Source organism: Lentzea jiangxiensis (assembly GCF_900104175.1).
In the GTDB taxonomy this organism is placed as follows: Bacteria; Actinomycetota; Actinomycetes; order Mycobacteriales; family Pseudonocardiaceae; genus Lentzea; species Lentzea jiangxiensis.
The window spans coordinates 43,658-61,279 of record NZ_FNIX01000002.1 but is presented as its reverse complement, the minus strand read 5'-3'; the positions used below and the strand labels follow the sequence as shown (position 1 = coordinate 61,279).

At 71.1% G+C, this 17,622-nt stretch carries 11 protein-coding genes, 1 pseudogene and 1 riboswitch; of the genes and pseudogenes, 6 read left to right on the top strand and 6 right to left on the bottom strand.

The genetic code is table 11. The features are described from left to right. Positions 1-8: 8 nt before the first annotated feature. Entirely contained in the window at positions 9-1,328 is a 1,320-nt protein-coding gene (locus tag BLQ91_RS08075; RefSeq protein WP_090096132.1) for a M28 family peptidase, read from the top strand. A gap of 40 nt (positions 1,329-1,368) precedes the next feature. On the opposite strand, the gene BLQ91_RS08070 is transcribed toward BLQ91_RS08075, so the two are convergent. Then, on the bottom strand, positions 1,369-3,333 hold the full coding sequence (locus BLQ91_RS08070; RefSeq protein ID WP_090096131.1) for a putative bifunctional diguanylate cyclase/phosphodiesterase: 1,965 nt from the start codon (positions 3,331-3,333) through the stop codon (positions 1,369-1,371). Positions 3,334-3,473: 140 nt separating this feature from the next. On the opposite strand from BLQ91_RS08070, the gene BLQ91_RS08065 reads away from it, so the two are divergent. Continuing rightward, complete coding sequence (locus BLQ91_RS08065; RefSeq protein ID WP_090096130.1) at positions 3,474-4,529, top strand: sugar ABC transporter substrate-binding protein; 1,056 nt, start codon at positions 3,474-3,476, stop codon at positions 4,527-4,529. Between the two features lie 87 nt (positions 4,530-4,616). Next, entirely contained in the window at positions 4,617-6,041 is a 1,425-nt protein-coding gene (locus tag BLQ91_RS08060) for an amidohydrolase family protein (protein ID WP_090096129.1), read from the top strand. A gap of 107 nt (positions 6,042-6,148) precedes the next feature. On the opposite strand, the gene BLQ91_RS08055 is transcribed toward BLQ91_RS08060, so the two are convergent. From BLQ91_RS08055 to BLQ91_RS08045, 4 genes and pseudogenes are all read right to left on the bottom strand, one after another. Then, positions 6,149-7,033 carry a DUF5829 family protein gene (locus tag BLQ91_RS08055; protein WP_218130177.1) on the bottom strand — a complete coding sequence of 295 codons (885 nt, stop codon included), beginning with the start codon at positions 7,031-7,033 and terminating at the stop codon, positions 6,149-6,151. A 233-nt stretch (positions 7,034-7,266) separates the two neighbouring features. Next, the gene (locus BLQ91_RS08050) at positions 7,267-8,469 is read right to left on the bottom strand and encodes a family 8 glycosyl hydrolase (RefSeq protein ID WP_218130176.1); all 1,203 of its coding nucleotides are present in this window, start codon (positions 8,467-8,469) and stop codon (positions 7,267-7,269) included. Between the two features lie 47 nt (positions 8,470-8,516). After that, positions 8,517-8,891, bottom strand: a pseudogene (locus BLQ91_RS43735) (discoidin domain-containing protein); the annotation flags it as partial. A gap of 104 nt (positions 8,892-8,995) precedes the next feature. Continuing rightward, on the bottom strand, positions 8,996-9,829 hold the full coding sequence (locus BLQ91_RS08045; protein WP_245733270.1) for a patatin-like phospholipase family protein: 834 nt from the start codon (positions 9,827-9,829) through the stop codon (positions 8,996-8,998). A gap of 64 nt (positions 9,830-9,893) precedes the next feature. Further along, positions 9,894-9,975, top strand: a riboswitch (S-adenosyl-L-homocysteine riboswitch). Positions 9,976-9,988: 13 nt separating this feature from the next. Here BLQ91_RS08045 and metH point away from each other — a divergent pair. The 3 genes from metH (at position 9,989) to BLQ91_RS08030 (ending at position 16,639) form a co-directional block, all read left to right on the top strand. Beyond that, positions 9,989-13,561: a methionine synthase gene (gene metH, locus BLQ91_RS08040; RefSeq protein ID WP_090096127.1), complete on the top strand. Its 3,573-nt coding sequence runs from the start codon at positions 9,989-9,991 to the stop codon at positions 13,559-13,561. Between the two features lie 124 nt (positions 13,562-13,685). Then, positions 13,686-14,720, top strand: coding sequence for a sugar ABC transporter substrate-binding protein (locus BLQ91_RS08035; protein ID WP_090096126.1), 1,035 nt, complete (start codon positions 13,686-13,688; stop codon positions 14,718-14,720). Continuing rightward, complete coding sequence (locus BLQ91_RS08030) at positions 14,717-16,639, top strand: putative bifunctional diguanylate cyclase/phosphodiesterase (RefSeq protein WP_143022561.1); 1,923 nt, start codon at positions 14,717-14,719, stop codon at positions 16,637-16,639. The genes BLQ91_RS08035 and BLQ91_RS08030 overlap by 4 nt, the downstream gene beginning before the upstream one ends. Here the strand turns inward: BLQ91_RS08030 and BLQ91_RS08025 are convergent. Further along, on the bottom strand, positions 16,630-17,565 hold the full coding sequence (locus tag BLQ91_RS08025) for a phosphotransferase (RefSeq protein ID WP_090096124.1): 936 nt from the start codon (positions 17,563-17,565) through the stop codon (positions 16,630-16,632). The two genes, BLQ91_RS08030 and BLQ91_RS08025, sit on opposite strands and share 10 nt — an antisense overlap. Positions 17,566-17,622: the final 57 nt, after the last annotated feature.

The following is a 17,622-nucleotide window of genomic DNA, read 5'->3' as shown; positions in this document are numbered from 1 at the left end:
GGAACGACTTGCGCAGACGTGACTTCTTCGCCGCGGCGGCCGGGGTCGCCGCTGTCGTGGCCAGCCCCGCGAGCGCGCTCGCCGCGACGGGACGACGACCGGGCGCCTCGCAGGCGCCGGACCTCGACCTCGGCGACTTCCCGGTCGTGGCGAGGGTCCGGGCGCGCAGGGCGCTCGAACACCTCGAGGTGCTCAGCGACCGGATCGGGCCGCGCATCGGCGGCACCGAGTCCGAGCACCGGGCCCGCGACTACCTCGTCCGCGAGCTCGAGGCGTTGCGGTACCAGGTGACGACGCAGCCGTTCACCGTGCCGGACAAGTACCTCGCCGAGGTCAACGGCCGGTGGCAGTCGGGCGCCTCGCGGTTCGGCGCGCTCGGGGTGACCGTCAAGGCCCCGTTCGTCGAGGTGGTGGACGGCCGGCTGCCGGACCTGACCGGCAAGATCGCCTTCTACGTCAACGCCCCCGCCGGCTCCGGACCCACGCACGCGGCGATCGAACGCGGCGCCGTGGCGGTCGTCCTCGGCCGGCTCTCCGCGACCGCGATCAAGGCCGGCGCCTTCTCCCCCACCCTCGACCGCACCGTCGCGGTTCCGGTGATCGGGCTCGCCCAGGTGCACACGGAGGAGCTGCGCGCCCGGGGTTCCGGCGAGCTGACGATCACCACGACGCACCACCCGAACCTGACCTCCTACAACGTGATCGCCGACCGGCCGCCGACGTTCCCGTGGCGGGACAACGGGGTCGTGATGGTGACGGCGCACTACGACAGCGTGCCGGGCTCACCGGGCGCCAACGACGACGGCAGCGGCACCGTGCTGTGCCTGGAGCTCGCGCGCGTGCTGCGGCATCTGCCGACGAACAAGGCGCTGCGGTTCGCGTTGTGGGGCTCGGAGGAACAGGGCCTGCTCGGGTCGCGGCACTACGTCTCGCAGCTCCCGCCCGAGGAGATCGCGCGGATCAAGGGCGTGTTCCAGAACGACATGGTCGCCACCAGCCACGACCCGGCGACGGCGTACTGGTTGCTGTCCGTCGACGGCGCCGACAACGCGACCACGGCGGCGGTGCGCGCCGCCGCTCAACGCCTCGGCTACGACCCGCGGGTGCACGGGCCGGTGGCGCGCGGGTCGAGCGACCACGTGCCGTTCCACGAGAAGGGGCTGGCGTCGGCGAACTTCAGCTGGCGCGGTGAGGGCGGGCCGGCACAGCTCGAACCGATCTACCACACGCCGGAGGACACGATCCGCGACAACATCAGCCTGGAGCGGCTGCAGGTGTCGCTGGAGCTGATCGGCGCGGCGGCCTACCGGCTGGCCAGCCGGCGATAGACCGTGTCCCGCAGGTCTCGAACGGCCCACGGGACGCGGTCTAGGACGTCGGGGCCGTCAGCTCGCCGAGCACGCGGTCCCGCAGCCACGTGGCGAAATCGTCGGGCGGCAGCGGTCTGCTCAGGCAGTACCCCTGCACGATGTCGCAGCCCAGGGCGGCGAGGGCGCTCCAGGTCTCCTCGTCCTCGACGCCCTCGGCCACGACCTCCAGCTCGAGGTTCTGCGCGAGCCCGAGCAACGAGCGGGTGATCGCGCCACTGGACGCGTCCGTGCGCATGTTCGTGGTGAACGACCGGTCGATCTTCATCTCGTGCACGGGCATCGTGCGCAGGTAGGCGATGGACGAGTAGCCGGTGCCGAAGTCGTCGATCGACAGCCGCACGCCCAGCTCCCGCAGCTTCGTCAGCACGTCGCTCGCGCGGATCGGGTCGGCGATGATCGCGCTTTCGGTGATCTCCAGGGTCAGCGCGGAGGCGGGGCGGCCGTGGCGGGCGAGCAGGCCCGCGACCTGGTCGGGGAACGTCGTGTCGTGCAGGCACTGTGCCCCGACGTTGACCGAGACGGGCACGTCCCAGCCGGTGAGGTGCCACGCGTGGCACTGCGCGAGCGCGTGGTCGAGCACGTACCGGGTGAGCGGCTCGATCAGGCCGGTCTCCTCGGCGGCGGGGATGAACCGGTCGGGGCCGAGCAGGCCGAGGCGCGGGTGCTGCCAGCGGCACAGGACCTCGGCGCCGCAGACCGCGCCGGTGCGCGCGTCCGCCTTGGGCTGGTAGTGCAGGACGAGCTCGGCCTGGTCGATGGCATGGCGCAGGTCGCTGATCACGGTGAGCTGGGCGGCGTTGTGCACGTCGAGGCTCGGTTCGTAGACCGACGTGCCGAGCCGGGCGCGCTTGGCCGCGTACATGGCGATGTCGGCGTGCTTGAGCAGCTCGTGGACGTCCGCCGAGTCGGCCGGGTACATCGCGACGCCGATGCTGCAGCCGACGTCGACCGACAGCCCGTCGAGGTCGAAGGGTTCCTCCAGCACCCGGTGCACGCGTTCGGCGACCACCAGGGCGTTCGCCGGTGAGCTCACCATCGGCAACAGCACCGCGAACTCGTCGCCGCCCAGGCGCGCCACCGTGTCGACGTCCCGGACCGCGGCGGTCAGGCGGTTCGCGACGAGCTGGAGCAGCCGGTCGCCGAACGCGTGGCCGAGGGTGTCGTTGATCGGCTTGAAGCGGTTGAGGTCGATGAGGAACAGGCCGAGCGGGTCGCCCGTCCGGTCGGAGCGCCCGATGGCCTGCTGGGCGCGCTGCACCAGCAACGTGCGGTTCGCGAGGCCGGTCAGCGCGTCGTGCATCGCCTCGTGCTCGCTCTTGGCCGCCTGCCTCAGGATCTGCCGCCGGTGCCCGAGCAGCACCACCCCGCACAACCCCACCAGGCCCAGGTCGACGACGAACGCGAGGACCGCGGCGAAGCGCAGCCTCCCGTTCTGGCCTTCCGCGGACCGCAGGTAGTCGGTGGTCTCCAGGCGCTTGAGCTGCACGACCGTGGAGAGCTGCTTGCGCAACGACACGAGCGTGAGCTCGGCCTGGTCGGCCTTCTGGGACGCGGTGGTCGTGTCCCCGCGGTCGCCGGCGGCGACCGTCTCGCGCAGCAGGACCGAGTAGTCGCCGTAGAGGTCGCTGACGATCACCGCGGCCCGCACGTCGGCCGTGCCGCCGTGGTCCTCGAGCCACCGCAGGCTCTCCTCCGCGGCGCCGGCGGCGTTCGCCACGGGCTGGCGCATCACGGGCGTGCCGGAGCGCAGGTGGTCGGCGAGGGCGTGGTCGGCGACGTCGACGTTCTGCACGACCAGACCCCACCGGTCGCTGATCTCGTTGAGCTCGTGCAGGTGTCTGGCGGCGCGCTGCATGCTCAGGCTCGTCCACAGCGCGAGACCCGCCAGCGCGGCGAGACCGATCGTCAGGCTGATGACGGTCGTCTGCACGGTGGTGCGGGACTCGACCCAGTTGGACAGCATCTACCGGCGCCTCACTCGGACATCGCTTTCCGGCGAAGGTGCTATTGGTACGCAGCCAAAGGAGTGCACGCAAGCCGACACAGCCATCGGCAGTGCACTAACCTTGACGGCTTTCCAGGACCAACTGATGGGGCTTCTTGATGATCCGCGTCGCCCATGTCGTCCTGCCTGCGGTTTTGCTCGCGGTGGCGGGGGTGGGCGGATGCGGTCCGGCGCAGACGTCCGATGACCCGCCCACCATCGGGTTCCTGGCGCAGAACAACAGCCGCGACTTCTCGCGCGAGATGAGCGAGGGCTTCCGGGCGGGCGTGCGGATCGCGGGCGGCGTCAACGCCGAGGTCACCGGACCGGACACGCACGACGGCCTCAAGCAGGTCGAGCTGCTCAAGGGCCTGGCCACGCGCGCCAGGGGCGGCATCGGCGTGTCCGCGGTGGCGCCGGAACTGGTCGCCGAGCCGGTGGCGCGGGTCGTGGAGCAGGGCATTCCGGTGATGGCGGTCGCGGGCGGGCAGGTCGCGCCCGGCAGCGGCGTCAAGTTCATGATCGAGAACGACAGCTTCGGGCTCGGCGCGATGCTCGCGGACGCCACGGCCGATCGGCTGCCGCCCAACGCCGCCGGCAAGGTCGTGATCGGCAGCAACTCCCCCGGCATGCCCGCGCTCGACCAGCGGGCGCTCGGGATAAGGTCCCGGCTGGCCGAACGGTTGCCGAAGCTGCAGGTGCTCGGCCCGCTCGACACCGGGCGCGACCTGACGACGAACCTCGCCACGTGGCGGCGGCTGGCCGACGCGAACCCCGACGCCCTCGCGCTGCTGGGCGTGGGGGACGTAGACGCCATCAACCTCGCGGCCGTGCACGCGGAGAAGAACGCGACGTGGCTGGCCGCGGCGTTCAGCATCGACGCGAAGGCGCTGCAGGGCGTCAAGGACGGTCATCTGTTCGCGACGATCTCCGCCGAGCACTTCCTCAAGGGCGCGGTGTCCGGCTGGATGCTCGCCCAGCACGCCAAGAGCGGCCGCAAGCTGCCGGAGGGCTGGTTCGTCGCGCCGGGACTGCTGGTGCGGGCGTCCAACGTGGACGAGATCATCCACCGCCAGTCCAGCGAGGCGACCCGGATGGAGGCGGCGCGGCCGCGGATCGACGAGCTGACCGCGAACCCGCTCAAGCACCTCCGTCCACTGGACCAGGCTCGCTGAGCCAGGCGGCGCAGCGGCACGTCCGCGCGGTGACAGCCGGCGGAGGCGTCGGCGAGCATGGCGGCGATCCCTGCCTTTGGAGGCCGCATGATCAACCGCCGGACTCTCACCAAGACACTCGGCATGGCACTGGCCGCGACCGCCACGACCGGCGTCGCCGGCGCGGACGACGAGGACTCACGGCGCCGCCGCTACCTGGTCCGCGGCGGCGCCGTCGTCACCGCCGACCCCGCGCTGGGAGTGCTCCCGCGCGCGGACGTCCTGATCGACGACGGCGCGATCGCCGGAGTCGGCCGCGACCTGGACGCCAGTGGCGCCAAGGTCGTGGACGCCACCGACATGATCGTCCTGCCCGGCTTCGTCAACACCCACCTCCACATGTGGAGCGCGCTCGGCCGCAACTTCGTGGCCGACGGGTTCCCGTACTTCGCCGCGAAACGGGCGACGTCCACGTTGTACGACGCCGAGGACGTCTACCGCAGCGTCCTGCTCGGACTGGCCGAACTGGCGAACGCGGGCGTGACGACCGTGCACAACTGGTCCAACAACACCCGCTCCCCCGCCCACGCCGACGCAGAACTGCGGGCGCACCGAGACGGTCTGCTGCGCGCACGATTCTCGTATGGACACGTGGACCAGATGTCGCGTGACGTGCCGATGGACTTCACGGACGTGGACCGCGTGCGGCAGCAGTACTTCTCCGCGGGCAGCGCGTTCGACGGGCTGGTGCACCTGGGCGTCGCGGTCCGCGGGCTCTCCCAGAGCGCGGAACCGGCGTTCTTCGCGGACATGGACGCCGCGGTGCGGCGCGGCCTTCCGATCGCGATCCACGCCGGACAGGCGCCGCCGCGGATCGTGGAGGCCGCGGACTACGAGCGACGCGGCTGGCTGGGCCCGCGGACGTTGCTGACGCACTACGTCACGGCGCTGGACGGCGACATGGAGGTCATGGCCCGCACCGGCACGCCGTTGAGCTGGTCCCCGCACTCGGAGTTCCGGCTCGGCTCGGCGGGCGACCCGCGTGACGCGCTGCTGCGGTTCCGCCGGGCCGGGGTGACGGTGTCGCTGTCCTCGGACGCCACGTCCATCGCGCCGTCGGACATGTTCGAGGCGATGCGGCTCGTCTGGAACACCGGGATCCCGTGGCAGGGCACGCCGTCCGCGGGCCTGCCGGAGGTCGGCTTCCGGGAGGTCCTGCGGATGGCGACGCTGGACGGCGCTCGCGCGCTCGGCCTCGGCGACGTCACCGGGTCGATCACCGTCGGCAAGCGGGCGGACGTCGTCCTCGTGCGCACGAACGACATCAACCTCGCTCCGGGCGGGCTGGTCGAGACGACGCTGGTGCAGGCGGCGAACCCCGCCAACGTCGACACCGTGTTCTCGGACGGCCGGATCGTCAAGCGCGGCGGGCGGCTGGTGGCCTACGACGTCGACCGGATCGTGCGGGACGCGCGCGCCTCTTCGCTGCGCATCCGCACGTCCGCCGGCGGCATCCTCACGCCGCCGAGCTGACCGGGGGCGGTTCAGCGGCGCGTCGTGCCCGGTCCCGTCGGGGATCCGGTGCTCGAACCGCCCGCTGAACCGCTCGCGGGATCCGCCGATCCGTCCGGACGGGGAAGTCAGAACGTCCAGACCGCGCGCTTGCCCGGACCGACGACCAGCGTGGACGTGCCCAACTCCTCGACGTGCCGCGCCACCGCGCGGTTCAGCTCGAAGTCGACCCGCTTGAGCCCTGTCCTCCCGGACGGCACCTCGTCGAACCGCATCGTCGTCCCCCCGCGCGTGGCGACGACGGACTCGGGCCGGACCTGCAGCGCGAACCCGCCCGCGCGCAGCAGCGGCACGGTGTCGGCCAAGTCCCGCTCGGTGACGGCGAGGCGGATGGACGTGACGTCCCGCATCAGCTTGTCCCGGTACACGTCCGGCAGGTACCGCTCGCGGGTCACGTCACCGGGGAACCGCGCGGGCTCGACCCGGCTGCGCGGGTCGTCGAGGTACTCCTGCCGGTACTCCATCGCCCACGCCCCGAACCGCTGGTACTCCTGGGCGAGGTACACGGAGTCGAACCACGGCACGGGCTTGCCGTCGCCGAAGTCGCGGGTCTGCGTGAAGTCGATCGGCTCGGCACCGGCCTCGCGCAACCGGACCTCGAGCGCCTCGACGTCGCCGTCCCGCTCGGTCGAGAGTCCCAGCCCCACGGCCCCGGGCTCACCGTCCTTCCCGGGAACGTCGCCGCGCCCGAAGACCTCCAGGTACGTCTCGCGGCCGCGCAGGTAGCGCCCCGTCCACACCTTGCCGTCGGCTCCCTTGGTGGTGCGCACCTCGAAGTCGGCGAAGTCCCTGAGGTACGCCGACCGCTCCACGGCGTCCGCGGTGAAGCGGTCGGAAGTGCCCCAGACGTGGTTGTAGAACAGCAACTGCCGCTCCCCGGCCGACACGGGACCCGCGCCGGACACGACCAGAAGACCAGCCAAGACCACGCACATCACCCGTCGGATCTTCATGGATTCGACCGTAGGACGGACGGCTCAAGCCGGACTCGAGTCAGGCGAGGGGACTCCGTGCCCGACACCGCCCGGTGACGGTCCTGACCCCGTCCACCAGCTGCGACTGGATCCCGTTCAGCTGGTACCCACCCCGGACACCGCAACAAGAGGCGCACGTTCGGACAGCACACCGCCCCGGCAGCCGGGAACGGCCTGCCGGGGCGGTGCGGAGCGGAGCGGAGCGGAGCGGATCAGGGCACCCAGTGGTTGCCGGTCACCGTGATCATCACCTGGAGCTGGATGCTCGCCGAGAAGTAGCTGCTGGAGTCGATCGGCGTCTGGAGCATCTTGCCCCACAACGCGTCCAGCCACGCCTGGCTGCCCGGGTCGGTCGCGGCCACGACGGCGAACGGCGCGAAGAACGCCGCCGCGCTGCCGCCGGAGAGCTGCGTGCCGTCGAGGTGGTAGCCCATCGCGATGCCGTTCGGGTTGTCGCCGGTCTTCGCCCTCACCCACGTGTTGAGCTTGCGGGCCGCCGCCAGCGACGCCGGGTCGCCACTGGTCACCGCGTCCGCGCCGATCCGCCACGGCACGCGGCACGCGTTCCAGTAGTACTTGCCGTCGTTGACGCTCTCGAGCACCTGCCCGGCCGGCGGGCGCGGCGAGGAGTTCGTGTTCTCCACGAAGTCCGGCAGCAGCCCGGTGTTCGGCGCGTAGTCCCGCTGGAGCCGCGCGACCAGGTTCTGGTGCGCGGTGCGGATCGTGTCCCACGCCGGGTCACCGGTCGCCTTCCGGAACGCCCGGAAGTGGTCGGCCATCCAGTCCGACGACCGCGAGAGGTAGTAGTACTGGCTGCCCGCGCTCGCCCAGTCGCCGAGCTTGAGCAGGTTCGTCGACGGGTTGACCTCGCTGGCCTTGATCGCGTTGATGTGCCGGATCGCCAGCTGCCTGTAGTCGTAGGTGCCGGAGCTGCCCCACTGCCGGTCGGCGAGCAGCAGCCCGTAGGCCACGTCGAGGTCGCCGTCCGTGGCGCCGTCACCGCCGTTGACGCTGCGGCAGTTCACGTCCTGTTCGGCCGCGAGCAGGTCCGGGTTGATCGACGACGGGTGGTCGATCTTCCACTTCACGAACCCGTCGAAGATCCTGCGGGCGTCCGGGTCGGCGCCCGCCATCGTGGCGACGACGACCATGCCGTAGCCCTGCGCCTCGGCGACGTACGGGTGGTCCGCGTCGGGCGAGATCACCTGGTACCAGCCGTTTCCGCAGTTCTGCCGCACGAACGCCGACTTCCAGCGCCGGTAGTGGTCGACCACCTGCGCGTCCAGGGTGGCCGTGCTGCCGGACGGGCGGAGGATCCCCGCCGCGTACGGCTGCTGCCTGCTGCCGAACGGCACCGCCACCCCGGTGGACGACGGGGTGCCGTAGACCTCGAACTCCCAGAGCGAGTAGCCCACTCCGTGGCACGCGCCGTGCCGTGCACCCGCACGTACCGGCCGGTGCCGGAGACGGTCAGGTCGTCGACCCCGCCGTCACCGCTGCCGGTCGAGTGGACGTCCGTCCACACGACACCGTCCGCCGACGTCTGCACCTGGTACGCCCTGGCGTGCGCGGTCTCCCAGTGCAGGCGCACCCGGCTCACCGAGTGCGTCGAGCCCAGGTCGATCCGGATCCACTCGGGATCGCGTCCCTCCACCGAGGCCCAGCGGGTCGACGTGCTGCCGTCGACCGCCTTGCCCGCCTCGAGCCCGGCGGCCTCGACCGAGGAGGCCGTCACCGCCTTGCCGCGGGAGACCAGCGGATCCGCCGCCGTCGCGCTGGTCGTCCCTGTCGCGAGGAGCCCGAGCACGAGCGTCCCCAACAGCCACTTCCTGGCCATGAACCACCTCATGCCTATTGGTTAACAAACCTGCCTGATCGCGGTCGGCGCGACAGTAGGCCGGTTCGCCACCTCCGGACAAGAGGTGCGCCCCACTTGTCCGGTCACCTGTCCCAGACCTCCCGGACGGCGTCGGCGATCGAGGCGGCCTGTGCCCTGCCCGCCTCGGCCGCGGGCTTGCGCCGGGCCGGGTCCAGCAGGTTCGTGCCGATGGCGGCCAGCGCCTGCCCGTCCGGGCTGACCACGATCGACGGCACCCCGAGCTTCGCGGCCTGCGCCTGCGGCGTCGCGGCGGCACTGGCCGCGCGCGTCAACGGCGCCACGACCACCACGCGCTCGTAGCCGGCCGCCAGGTCGACGTTCGCGACCGACCGCATGCCGCCGTCCATGTACCGGCTGCCGTCGATGGTGACCGGCGGCCACACCAGCGGCACCGCGCAGCTCGACGCCACCGCCTTCACGAGCGGCACCCCGCTGTCCCGGTCGAACGCGACGAACTTCCCGGTCGTGGCGTCCACGGCGGTCACCTTGAGCGCGCGGTCCGGCCAGTCCCTGGTGGACAGCCGGCTGTCGAACACCGCGAGCCGCGACTCCTCGGACGGCGTGCGGGCCTTCAGCGCGGCACGGCCGAGCCGGGCGCGCTTCGCCGCGGGCTTGCCGGGCATCACGTAGGAGAGCGCGTACCTCGCCAGCATCCACGGGGTCAGCCGGGCAGGGACCTCCCCGTCCGGCGGCAGCAGCTGGCCCGCGTAGAGGTCGGCGAGCGCCGAGCCGCCCGCCAGCTCGGCGGCCACCACCGACCCCGCCGACGTGCCCACGAACAGGTCGGCCTCCGCCAGGTCGACACCCTGTTCGGCGAGTCCGTGCAAAAGCCCTGTCTCCCAGGCGATTCCGGTGACACCACCGCCACCCAGCACCAATGCGCGTTGTCCGGTCACGCCCACCATCCTATGGAGTGGGACGGGCTCCTGGTCCATGGTCGGTGTTGGTAACCTTGGCGGCGAAGCCGAGAAGCGCTGCAACGGGCCCGCGGGCCTGCCACGCTCGGCTTTGCACCACCACGGAACAAGGGCGCTTCCGACTTTTCGGGAGCGCGCGTGGCCGGTTTGAAGTCCCTGCTGAACCAGCGGATCGTCGTGCTCGACGGCGCCTGGGGCACGATGTTCCAACAGGCGGGACTGTCCCCGGCCGACTACTACGGCACCGAGTTCGGCGACCACCACCTCGACGTCGCGGGCGACCCGGACCTGCTGAACCTCACCCGCCCGGACCTGGTGCTCGACGTGCACCGGCAGTACCTCGCCGCGGGCGCGGACATCACGACCACCAACACGTTCACCGCCACCTCGATCGGCCAGGCCGACTACGGGCTGGAGCACCGCGTCCGCGACATGAACATCGCCGGCGCGCGGCTCGCCCGCCAGGCCGCGGACGAGTTCGGCGGCCGGTTCGTCGCCGGGTCGGTCGGACCGCTCAACGTCACGCTGTCGCTGTCGCCCAAGGTCGAGGACCCGGCGTTCCGCGCCGTGACGTTCGACCAGGTGAAGGCCTCCTACGCGGAGCAGATCTCGGCGCTGCACGAGGGCGGCGTCGACCTGCTGCTGATCGAGACGATCTTCGACACCCTGAACTGCAAGGCCGCCATCGCCGCGGCCCGCGAGGTCGCGCCCGACCTGCCGCTGTGGATCTCGGTGACGATCGTCGACCTGTCCGGCCGCACGCTCTCCGGCCAGACCGTCGAGGCGTTCTGGGACTCGATCGCGCACGCCGAGCCGCTCGTCGTCGGCGTGAACTGCTCGCTGGGCGCCGAGGAGATGCGCCCGCACGTCACGGATCTGGCGCGACTCGCGGACACCTACGTCGCCTGCCACCCGAACGCGGGCCTGCCCAACGCGTTCGGCGGCTACGACCAGACCCCGGACGAGACGGCCGCCCTGCTGGAGGACTTCGCGGGCAACGGCATCGTCAACGTCGTCGGCGGCTGCTGCGGCACCTCCCCCGCGCACATCAGGGCCATCGCCGACGCCGTGCGCGGGAGGGCGCCGCGCGAGGTCACGGCCTCCCGCCGCTCCACCCGGTTCAGCGGCCTGGAGACGTTCGAGATCGGCCCCGACACCGGGTTCGTCATGATCGGCGAGCGCACCAACGTCACCGGCTCGGCCAAGTTCCGCAGGCTCATCGAGGCCGACAACCACCAGGCGGCGCTCGACGTGGCGCTGGAGCAGGTACGCGGTGGCGCGAACCTGCTGGACGTCAACATGGACGCCGACCTGCTCGACGGCGAGCAGGCGATGACGACGTTCCTGAACCTGATCGCGACCGAGCCGGAGATCGCCCGCATCCCGGTGATGGTCGACAGCTCGCGCTGGGGCGTGCTGGAGGCCGGCCTGCGCTGCGTGCAGGGCAAGGGCGTGGTCAACTCGATCAGCCTCAAGGAGGGCGAGGAGCCGTTCCTGCGGCAGGCCCGCACGATCCGCGACTACGGCGCCGGTGTCGTCGTGATGGCGTTCGACGAGCAGGGCCAGGCGGACACGACCGAGCGCAAGGTCGAGATCTGCGCCCGCGCGTACGACCTGCTCACCCAGCAGGCCGGGTTCCCCGCCGAGGACATCATCTTCGACCCGAACGTGCTCGCGGTGGCGACCGGCATCGAGGAGCACAACGGCTACGCCAGGGCGTTCATCGACGCGTTGCCGCTGATCAAGCAGCGATGTCCGGGAGCCCGCACCAGCGGCGGCATCTCGAACCTGTCGTTCTCGTTCCGCGGCAACGACGTCGTCCGCGAGGCCATGCACTCGGCGTTCCTGTTCCACGCCGTCAAAGCCGGCCTGGACATGGGCATCGTCAACGCGGGCCAGCTCGTCGTCTACCAGGACATCCAGCCGGAGCTGCTGGAACTGGTCGAGGACGTCATCTTCAACCGGCGCGAGGACGCGACGGACCGCCTCGTCGCGCACGCCGAGACCGTCAGGGGCCCCGGCCAGAAGCGCGTCGTCGACCTGTCGTGGCGCGAGGCCCCGGTCGCGAAGCGGCTCGAGCACGCGATCCTGCACGGCGTCGTCGACTTCATCGAGTCCGACACCGAGGAGGCGCGTCAGCAGCTCCCCCGGCCTCTCGACGTCATCGAGGGCCCGCTGATGGACGGCATGAAGGTCGTCGGCGACCTGTTCGGCGCGGGCAAGATGTTCCTGCCCCAGGTCGTGAAGAGCGCCCGCGTGATGAAGCGCGCGGTCGCGTACCTGGAGCCGTTCATGGACGCCGAGCCGAAGTCGACGGCCGGCGGCAACGGCAAGGTCGTGCTCGCCACGGTCAAGGGCGACGTCCACGACATCGGCAAGAACATCGTCGGCGTCGTGCTGGGCTGCAACAACTACGAGGTGGTCGACCTCGGCGTGATGGTCCCCGCCGCGAAGATCCTCGACACGGCGATCAAGGAGCACGCCGACGTCATCGGCCTGTCCGGGCTGATCACGCCGTCGCTGGACGAGATGGTCTCGGTCGCCGAGGAGATGCAGCGGCGCGGCATGAAGCTGCCGCTGCTGATCGGCGGCGCCACCACGTCCCGCCAGCACACGGCCGTGAAGATCGCCCCCGTCTACGACGAGCCGGTCGTGCACGTCCTCGACGCCTCGCGGGTCGTCGGCGTCGTCTCCGACCTGCTCGACGACCGCCGTGCCCACGAGCTCAACCTCGCGAACCGCGCCGAACAGGCACGGCTGCGCGAACAGCACGAGAACCGCAAGCAGGTCGCGCTGCTCGCATTCGAGGACGCGCGCGCGAATCGGGAAGAGGTCGATTTCTCCGAACTGCCCACCCCGGCGTTCACCGGAACCCGCACGATCACGCCGTCGCTCGCGGAACTGCGCGAGTTCATCGACTGGACGTTCCTGTTCCTCGCGTGGGAACTCAAAGGCAAGTTCCCCGCGATCCTCGAACAGCCCGTAGCGCGCGAACTGTACGACGACGCGACGGCGTTGCTCGACGAAATCGTCGAGAAAGACCTGTTCACCGCAAAGGGCGTCTACGGTTACTGGCCCGCGCATTCCGAGGGTGACGACATCCGCCTCGACAACGGCGTGCTCATTCCGATGCTGCGCCAGCAGACGAAAAAGCCGCTCTCGCGTCCGAACCGGTGCCTCGCGGACTACGTGGCACCGGAAGGCGACCACATCGGCGGTTTCGCGGTGACGATCCTCGGCGCGGAGAAGCTGGCCGCGCACTACGAGGCCAAGCAGGACGACTACCGCGCCATCATGGCGAAGGCGCTGGCAGACCGGCTCGCCGAGGCGTTCGCCGAGTGGATCCACCTGCGGGCCCGCCGCGACTGGTTCGAGCCGGACGCGCAGCCCCGGCTCGCCGACCTGCACGCCGAGAAGTTCCGCGGCATCCGCCCCGCTCTCGGTTACCCGGCCTGCCCCGACCACGCGGTGAAGCGCGAACTGTTCGACCTCCTCGGCGCCGAGGAAATCGGGGTGGGACTGACTGAATCGTTTGCGATGACGCCGGCGGCGAGCGTGAGCGGGCTGATCTTCCAGCACCCGGAGGCGAAGTACTTCACCGTGGGGCGCCTTGGGCGCGACCAGGTCGAGGACTACGCGCGCCGATACGGCAAGCCTCTCGCGGAAGTCGAGCAGTGGCTGCGCCCCAACCTGGGATATGAACCCGCCTGACACCCGCGGAACGTGAAAGCGCTTCCCGGTACGGGAGGCGTTGTCTCGATTTGACACCAAGCGATGTAGCATCGGCCGCTCCGGAGATCAATCACCTGAAGGTCGAGCGAGCCCGAGGTCATCCATGCGAGCTGCGGCACTGGTGCTGGGTCTGGTGCTGCTGGCGGGCTGCGGTGGCGCCGCCCGCTCCGAGGCGTTGCCGCACGTCGGTTTCGTCGTCAAGCGCACGGGTGGTTCGTTCGCCCAGGAGATGACCAGCGGTTTCCACGAGGGTGTCGGGCGGGTCGGCGCAGTGAGCGCGACCGTGACGGGTCCTCCCGGGCAGGACGGGCACGAGGAAGTCGAGTTGTTCCGCGATGTGACGATGGCGGCGAAAGGCGGAATCGCCGTCGCCACGTCCGAACCGGCGCTGATGACGCCGTCGATCGGTGAGGCGCCGGCCCGGCACGTGTCCGTCATCGGCGTGGACACGCGCCTCACCGCGAGCTCCGGGGTCGGGCTGCACATCGGTAACGGCAACTACGAACTCGGCGAAAAGCTGGCTGACGAACTGATGCGCCGACTGCCCCCGGACGCGACCGGAACCGTGGTGGTGGGCAGCACCGCTCCCGGACTCGCCGGTGTCGACGACCGGGCCGACGGGATCCGGGGCCGTTTCGCCGAAAAGCTACCGGGGGTAGTGGTGCTGGGGCCGTTCGACACACAACGTGATGACGAAGCGAACCGCGACGCGCGGCGAAGGCTGGTCTCGGCGAACCCGGACGCGCTCGCGTTCGAGGGAACGGGCGACTGCGACGGGGTGAGCCCCGCCGCGCTGAAGACGGAGAAGTCGGCGAGGTGGCTGGTGGGCGGGTTCGGGGTCGACCCGGGAACGTTGCGGGCGGTGCGGGACGGCGCCATGGTGGCGACGATCTCACCCGAGCACTACCTCGAGGGCGCTGTGGCAGGCTGGTTGCTCGCCAGGCACGCGAAAGGCGGAGAGGTGCTGCCGCAGGGCTGGATCGAGACCCCGGGGCTCACGGTGACCACCGCGAACCTCGGCACGGTGCTGCACAGGCAGGAGTCCGGGAAGGCGCGCGGGGAGTTCTTCCAGCCTCAGATCGACAGCTTCGCCGAGGATCCGGCGAGCTGGGTGCGACCGTTGGAGCAGGCACGGTGAGCTTTGGGGAGGGCCGCGCCACCGCACGGGTGGCGACGGCGGGGCTGACGGTCGGGCTGCTGGCCCTCGCGGGGCTGGCGCTGTGGAGCAGTGTCAGCGCGCAGGCCACGACCGCGCACGTGCGGCAGCTCAACGAGACCAGCGAGCGGTGGGCCCGCGTGCTGGAACACGTCAACGTCGCTGATGACGCGTTGCGCGACCTGCGGCTCAAGCGGACGCCGCAGACGATCGAGCCGTTGCGGAGCTCGGCGGGTTCGGCGCGCGGCGAGCTGGAGTGGTTGCGCACCAGCGGCATGCCGTCCGACGCCGGCGTCGCCGCACGGCTGCTGCCGTTCTACGACCAGACGACGGAGATCCTGCGCGAGGTCGTCGCCGGGGACGACCCGCCGCAGGTCGACCAGGCCGGACTCGCGCACTCGTCGCTGCGGCGCCAGGTCTCCGCGCAGATCGGGGCGAAGCGCCTCGACACCACCGAGTACCTGCGCGCGGCCGACGAGAAGAACGCGCGGCTGCGGATCGCGCAGATCGTGGCGTTGGTGGTCGACGGGCTCCTGGTGGCGCTGTTCGGCATGGTGCTGCTCGGCCACCGCCGCAAGATCCTGCGCCAGGCCGCCAAGAACGAGCACGAGGCCCACCACGACGCCCTGACCGGTCTCGCGAACCGCACGCTGCTCGCGCGCCGGATGGAGACCGCCGTCGACAAGGCGCGCAAGAACGACGAGCCGCTGGCGTTGCTGATCGTGGACCTCGACAGGTTCAAGGAGGTCAACGACTCGCTCGGCCACCACATCGGCGACCTGCTGCTGCGCCAGGTGGCGAACCGCCTCTCGTGGGCGGTGCGCGACACGGACCTGGTGGCGCGCCTGGGCGGCGACGAGTTCGCCGTCCTGCTGCCGGGCGTCGGCTCGGCCGAGAACGCCGGCATGGTGGCGGAGAAGATCCTCCAGGCGCTGGCCATGCCGGTGACGCTGGAGGGCTTGGAACTCGAGATAGTGGGCAGCGTCGGCGTGGCGCTGTGCCCGGCGGACTCCGGTGACGGCCACGAACTGCTGCGGCACGCGGACATAGCGATGTACGCGGCCAAGCGCGAGAAGTCCGGCGTCGCCGTGTACGACGCACGCCTGCACGAACGCGGCGCCGCCCACCTGACCGCCGTGACGGAACTGCGGCACGCGATCGACCGCGGCGAGCTGTTCCTGCAGTACCAGCCGAAAGCCCTGGCCGACACGGGCGTGGTGTGCGGCGTCGAGGCCCTGGCCCGCTGGCAGCACCCGACGCGCGGCCTGGTGCGCCCGGACGAGTTCATCCCGGTCGCCGAGGAGAACGGCCTCATCGAGCCGCTGACCCGCTACGTGATCGACGCGGCGCTGCGCCAGTGCCGCGCCTGGTCCGACGCGGGTTGGGAGGTGCCGGTGTCGGTGAACGTGGGCGCCGCCTGCCTGCACCACACCGAGTTCCCCGGCGACGTGGCCGACCTGATCAAGCGCCACGGCCTGCCCGCGCGCCTGCTGACCCTGGAGATCACCGAGTCGGCGATCATCTCCGACCCGGACCGCGCGGTGGAGGTGCTGCGCGGCCTGACCGAGCTCGGCGTGCGGCTCTCGATCGACGACTTCGGCACCGGTTACTCGTCGATCTCGTACCTGCGCAGCATGCGGGTGCACGAGATGAAGCTCGACCGGTCGTTCGTGACGCACATGTGCACCGACGCGGGTGATTCGGCGATCGTGCACGCCCTGGTGGCCCTCGCCCGCAACTTCGGGCTGCAGGCCGTCGCGGAGGGCGTGGAGGACCAGGACACCTGGACCGCGCTGGCCGAGGCCGGCTGCGACGTGGTGCAGGGGTACTTCCTCAGCGAGCCGCTGCCCGCCGAGGAAGTCGTGTCCTGGCTCGGTGACCGGGCGGCGGCTCACGCGTAGGGATCGGTGTCCCGCCACTGGTTGATGAACGGCTGCATGAACTCGACCATGGCGGGCAGCTGGTCCGCGCACGACAGGTAGGCGAGCACCCGGATCGCGCCGACGGCGTTGACGAACCGGAGCACCTCCGGGTCGAGCTCGCGCAGCCCGTTCTTCCGCGCGCCCCGGTCGTAGGCGGCGGTCAGCTCCGGTCCGAGGCCGGCGAGGTCCCACTCGACCGGCCCGTACGTGATCAGCTCGAAGTCGGAGAACAGCGGCCCGTCCGTGCTCGCGAAGATGTTCGCGGGCGGCGAGTCGCCGTGGATCGGCTGCAGGTCCACCTGCGGGAACTTCGCCCGGAACGCCGCCTCGTCACTGGCGAGGGGCTCCAGCACCTCCCACTCGGCCCTGGCCCGCCGCAGGTCGGCCGGCGTGACGAGGTCCCCGCCTTCGAGCCGTCGCAGGCCTTCCCGGACGAACCGCGGTTCCGCCGACGACAGGAACTCCAGCTCGCCGGGGTAGTCCCGCAGCGCCTTGTGCAGGTCGGCGCTGAGCTCGGAGTTCTTGACGTAGTCGGGTTCGGACGACCCGTCCTCGTCGGTGAACGGCCAGAACGTGATGGAGAACCCGTCGCGCCGCACGGGCTTGCGCTCGACCAGCGGGCTCGGTGGGATCACCGGCGTGCCCCGGTCGTGCAGCCACTGCGCCACGTCGAGCTCCTGCTGCTGCCGCTTGGCGAGGCTCTCGGGCGTCGTGGTGTGCGGCAGGACGGTCGGGACGCGCGCCACGACGGGGGACGGGGCGAGGTGGACGACGACGGAGAACAGCTCGTAGAGCACCCTGCCCTCGGTGATCTCCAGGCCGAGCTCGCGCCCCGCGGCCACGGCGGCGTCACGGGCCGCGGTGGTGCGGTGGGCGATCTCTTCGGGGGTCGCGAAAGCTGTCATGACGGGGATCGTGTCACGACGACGCGGGTGGCCGCAGATCATTTACGGCGGCCCCGC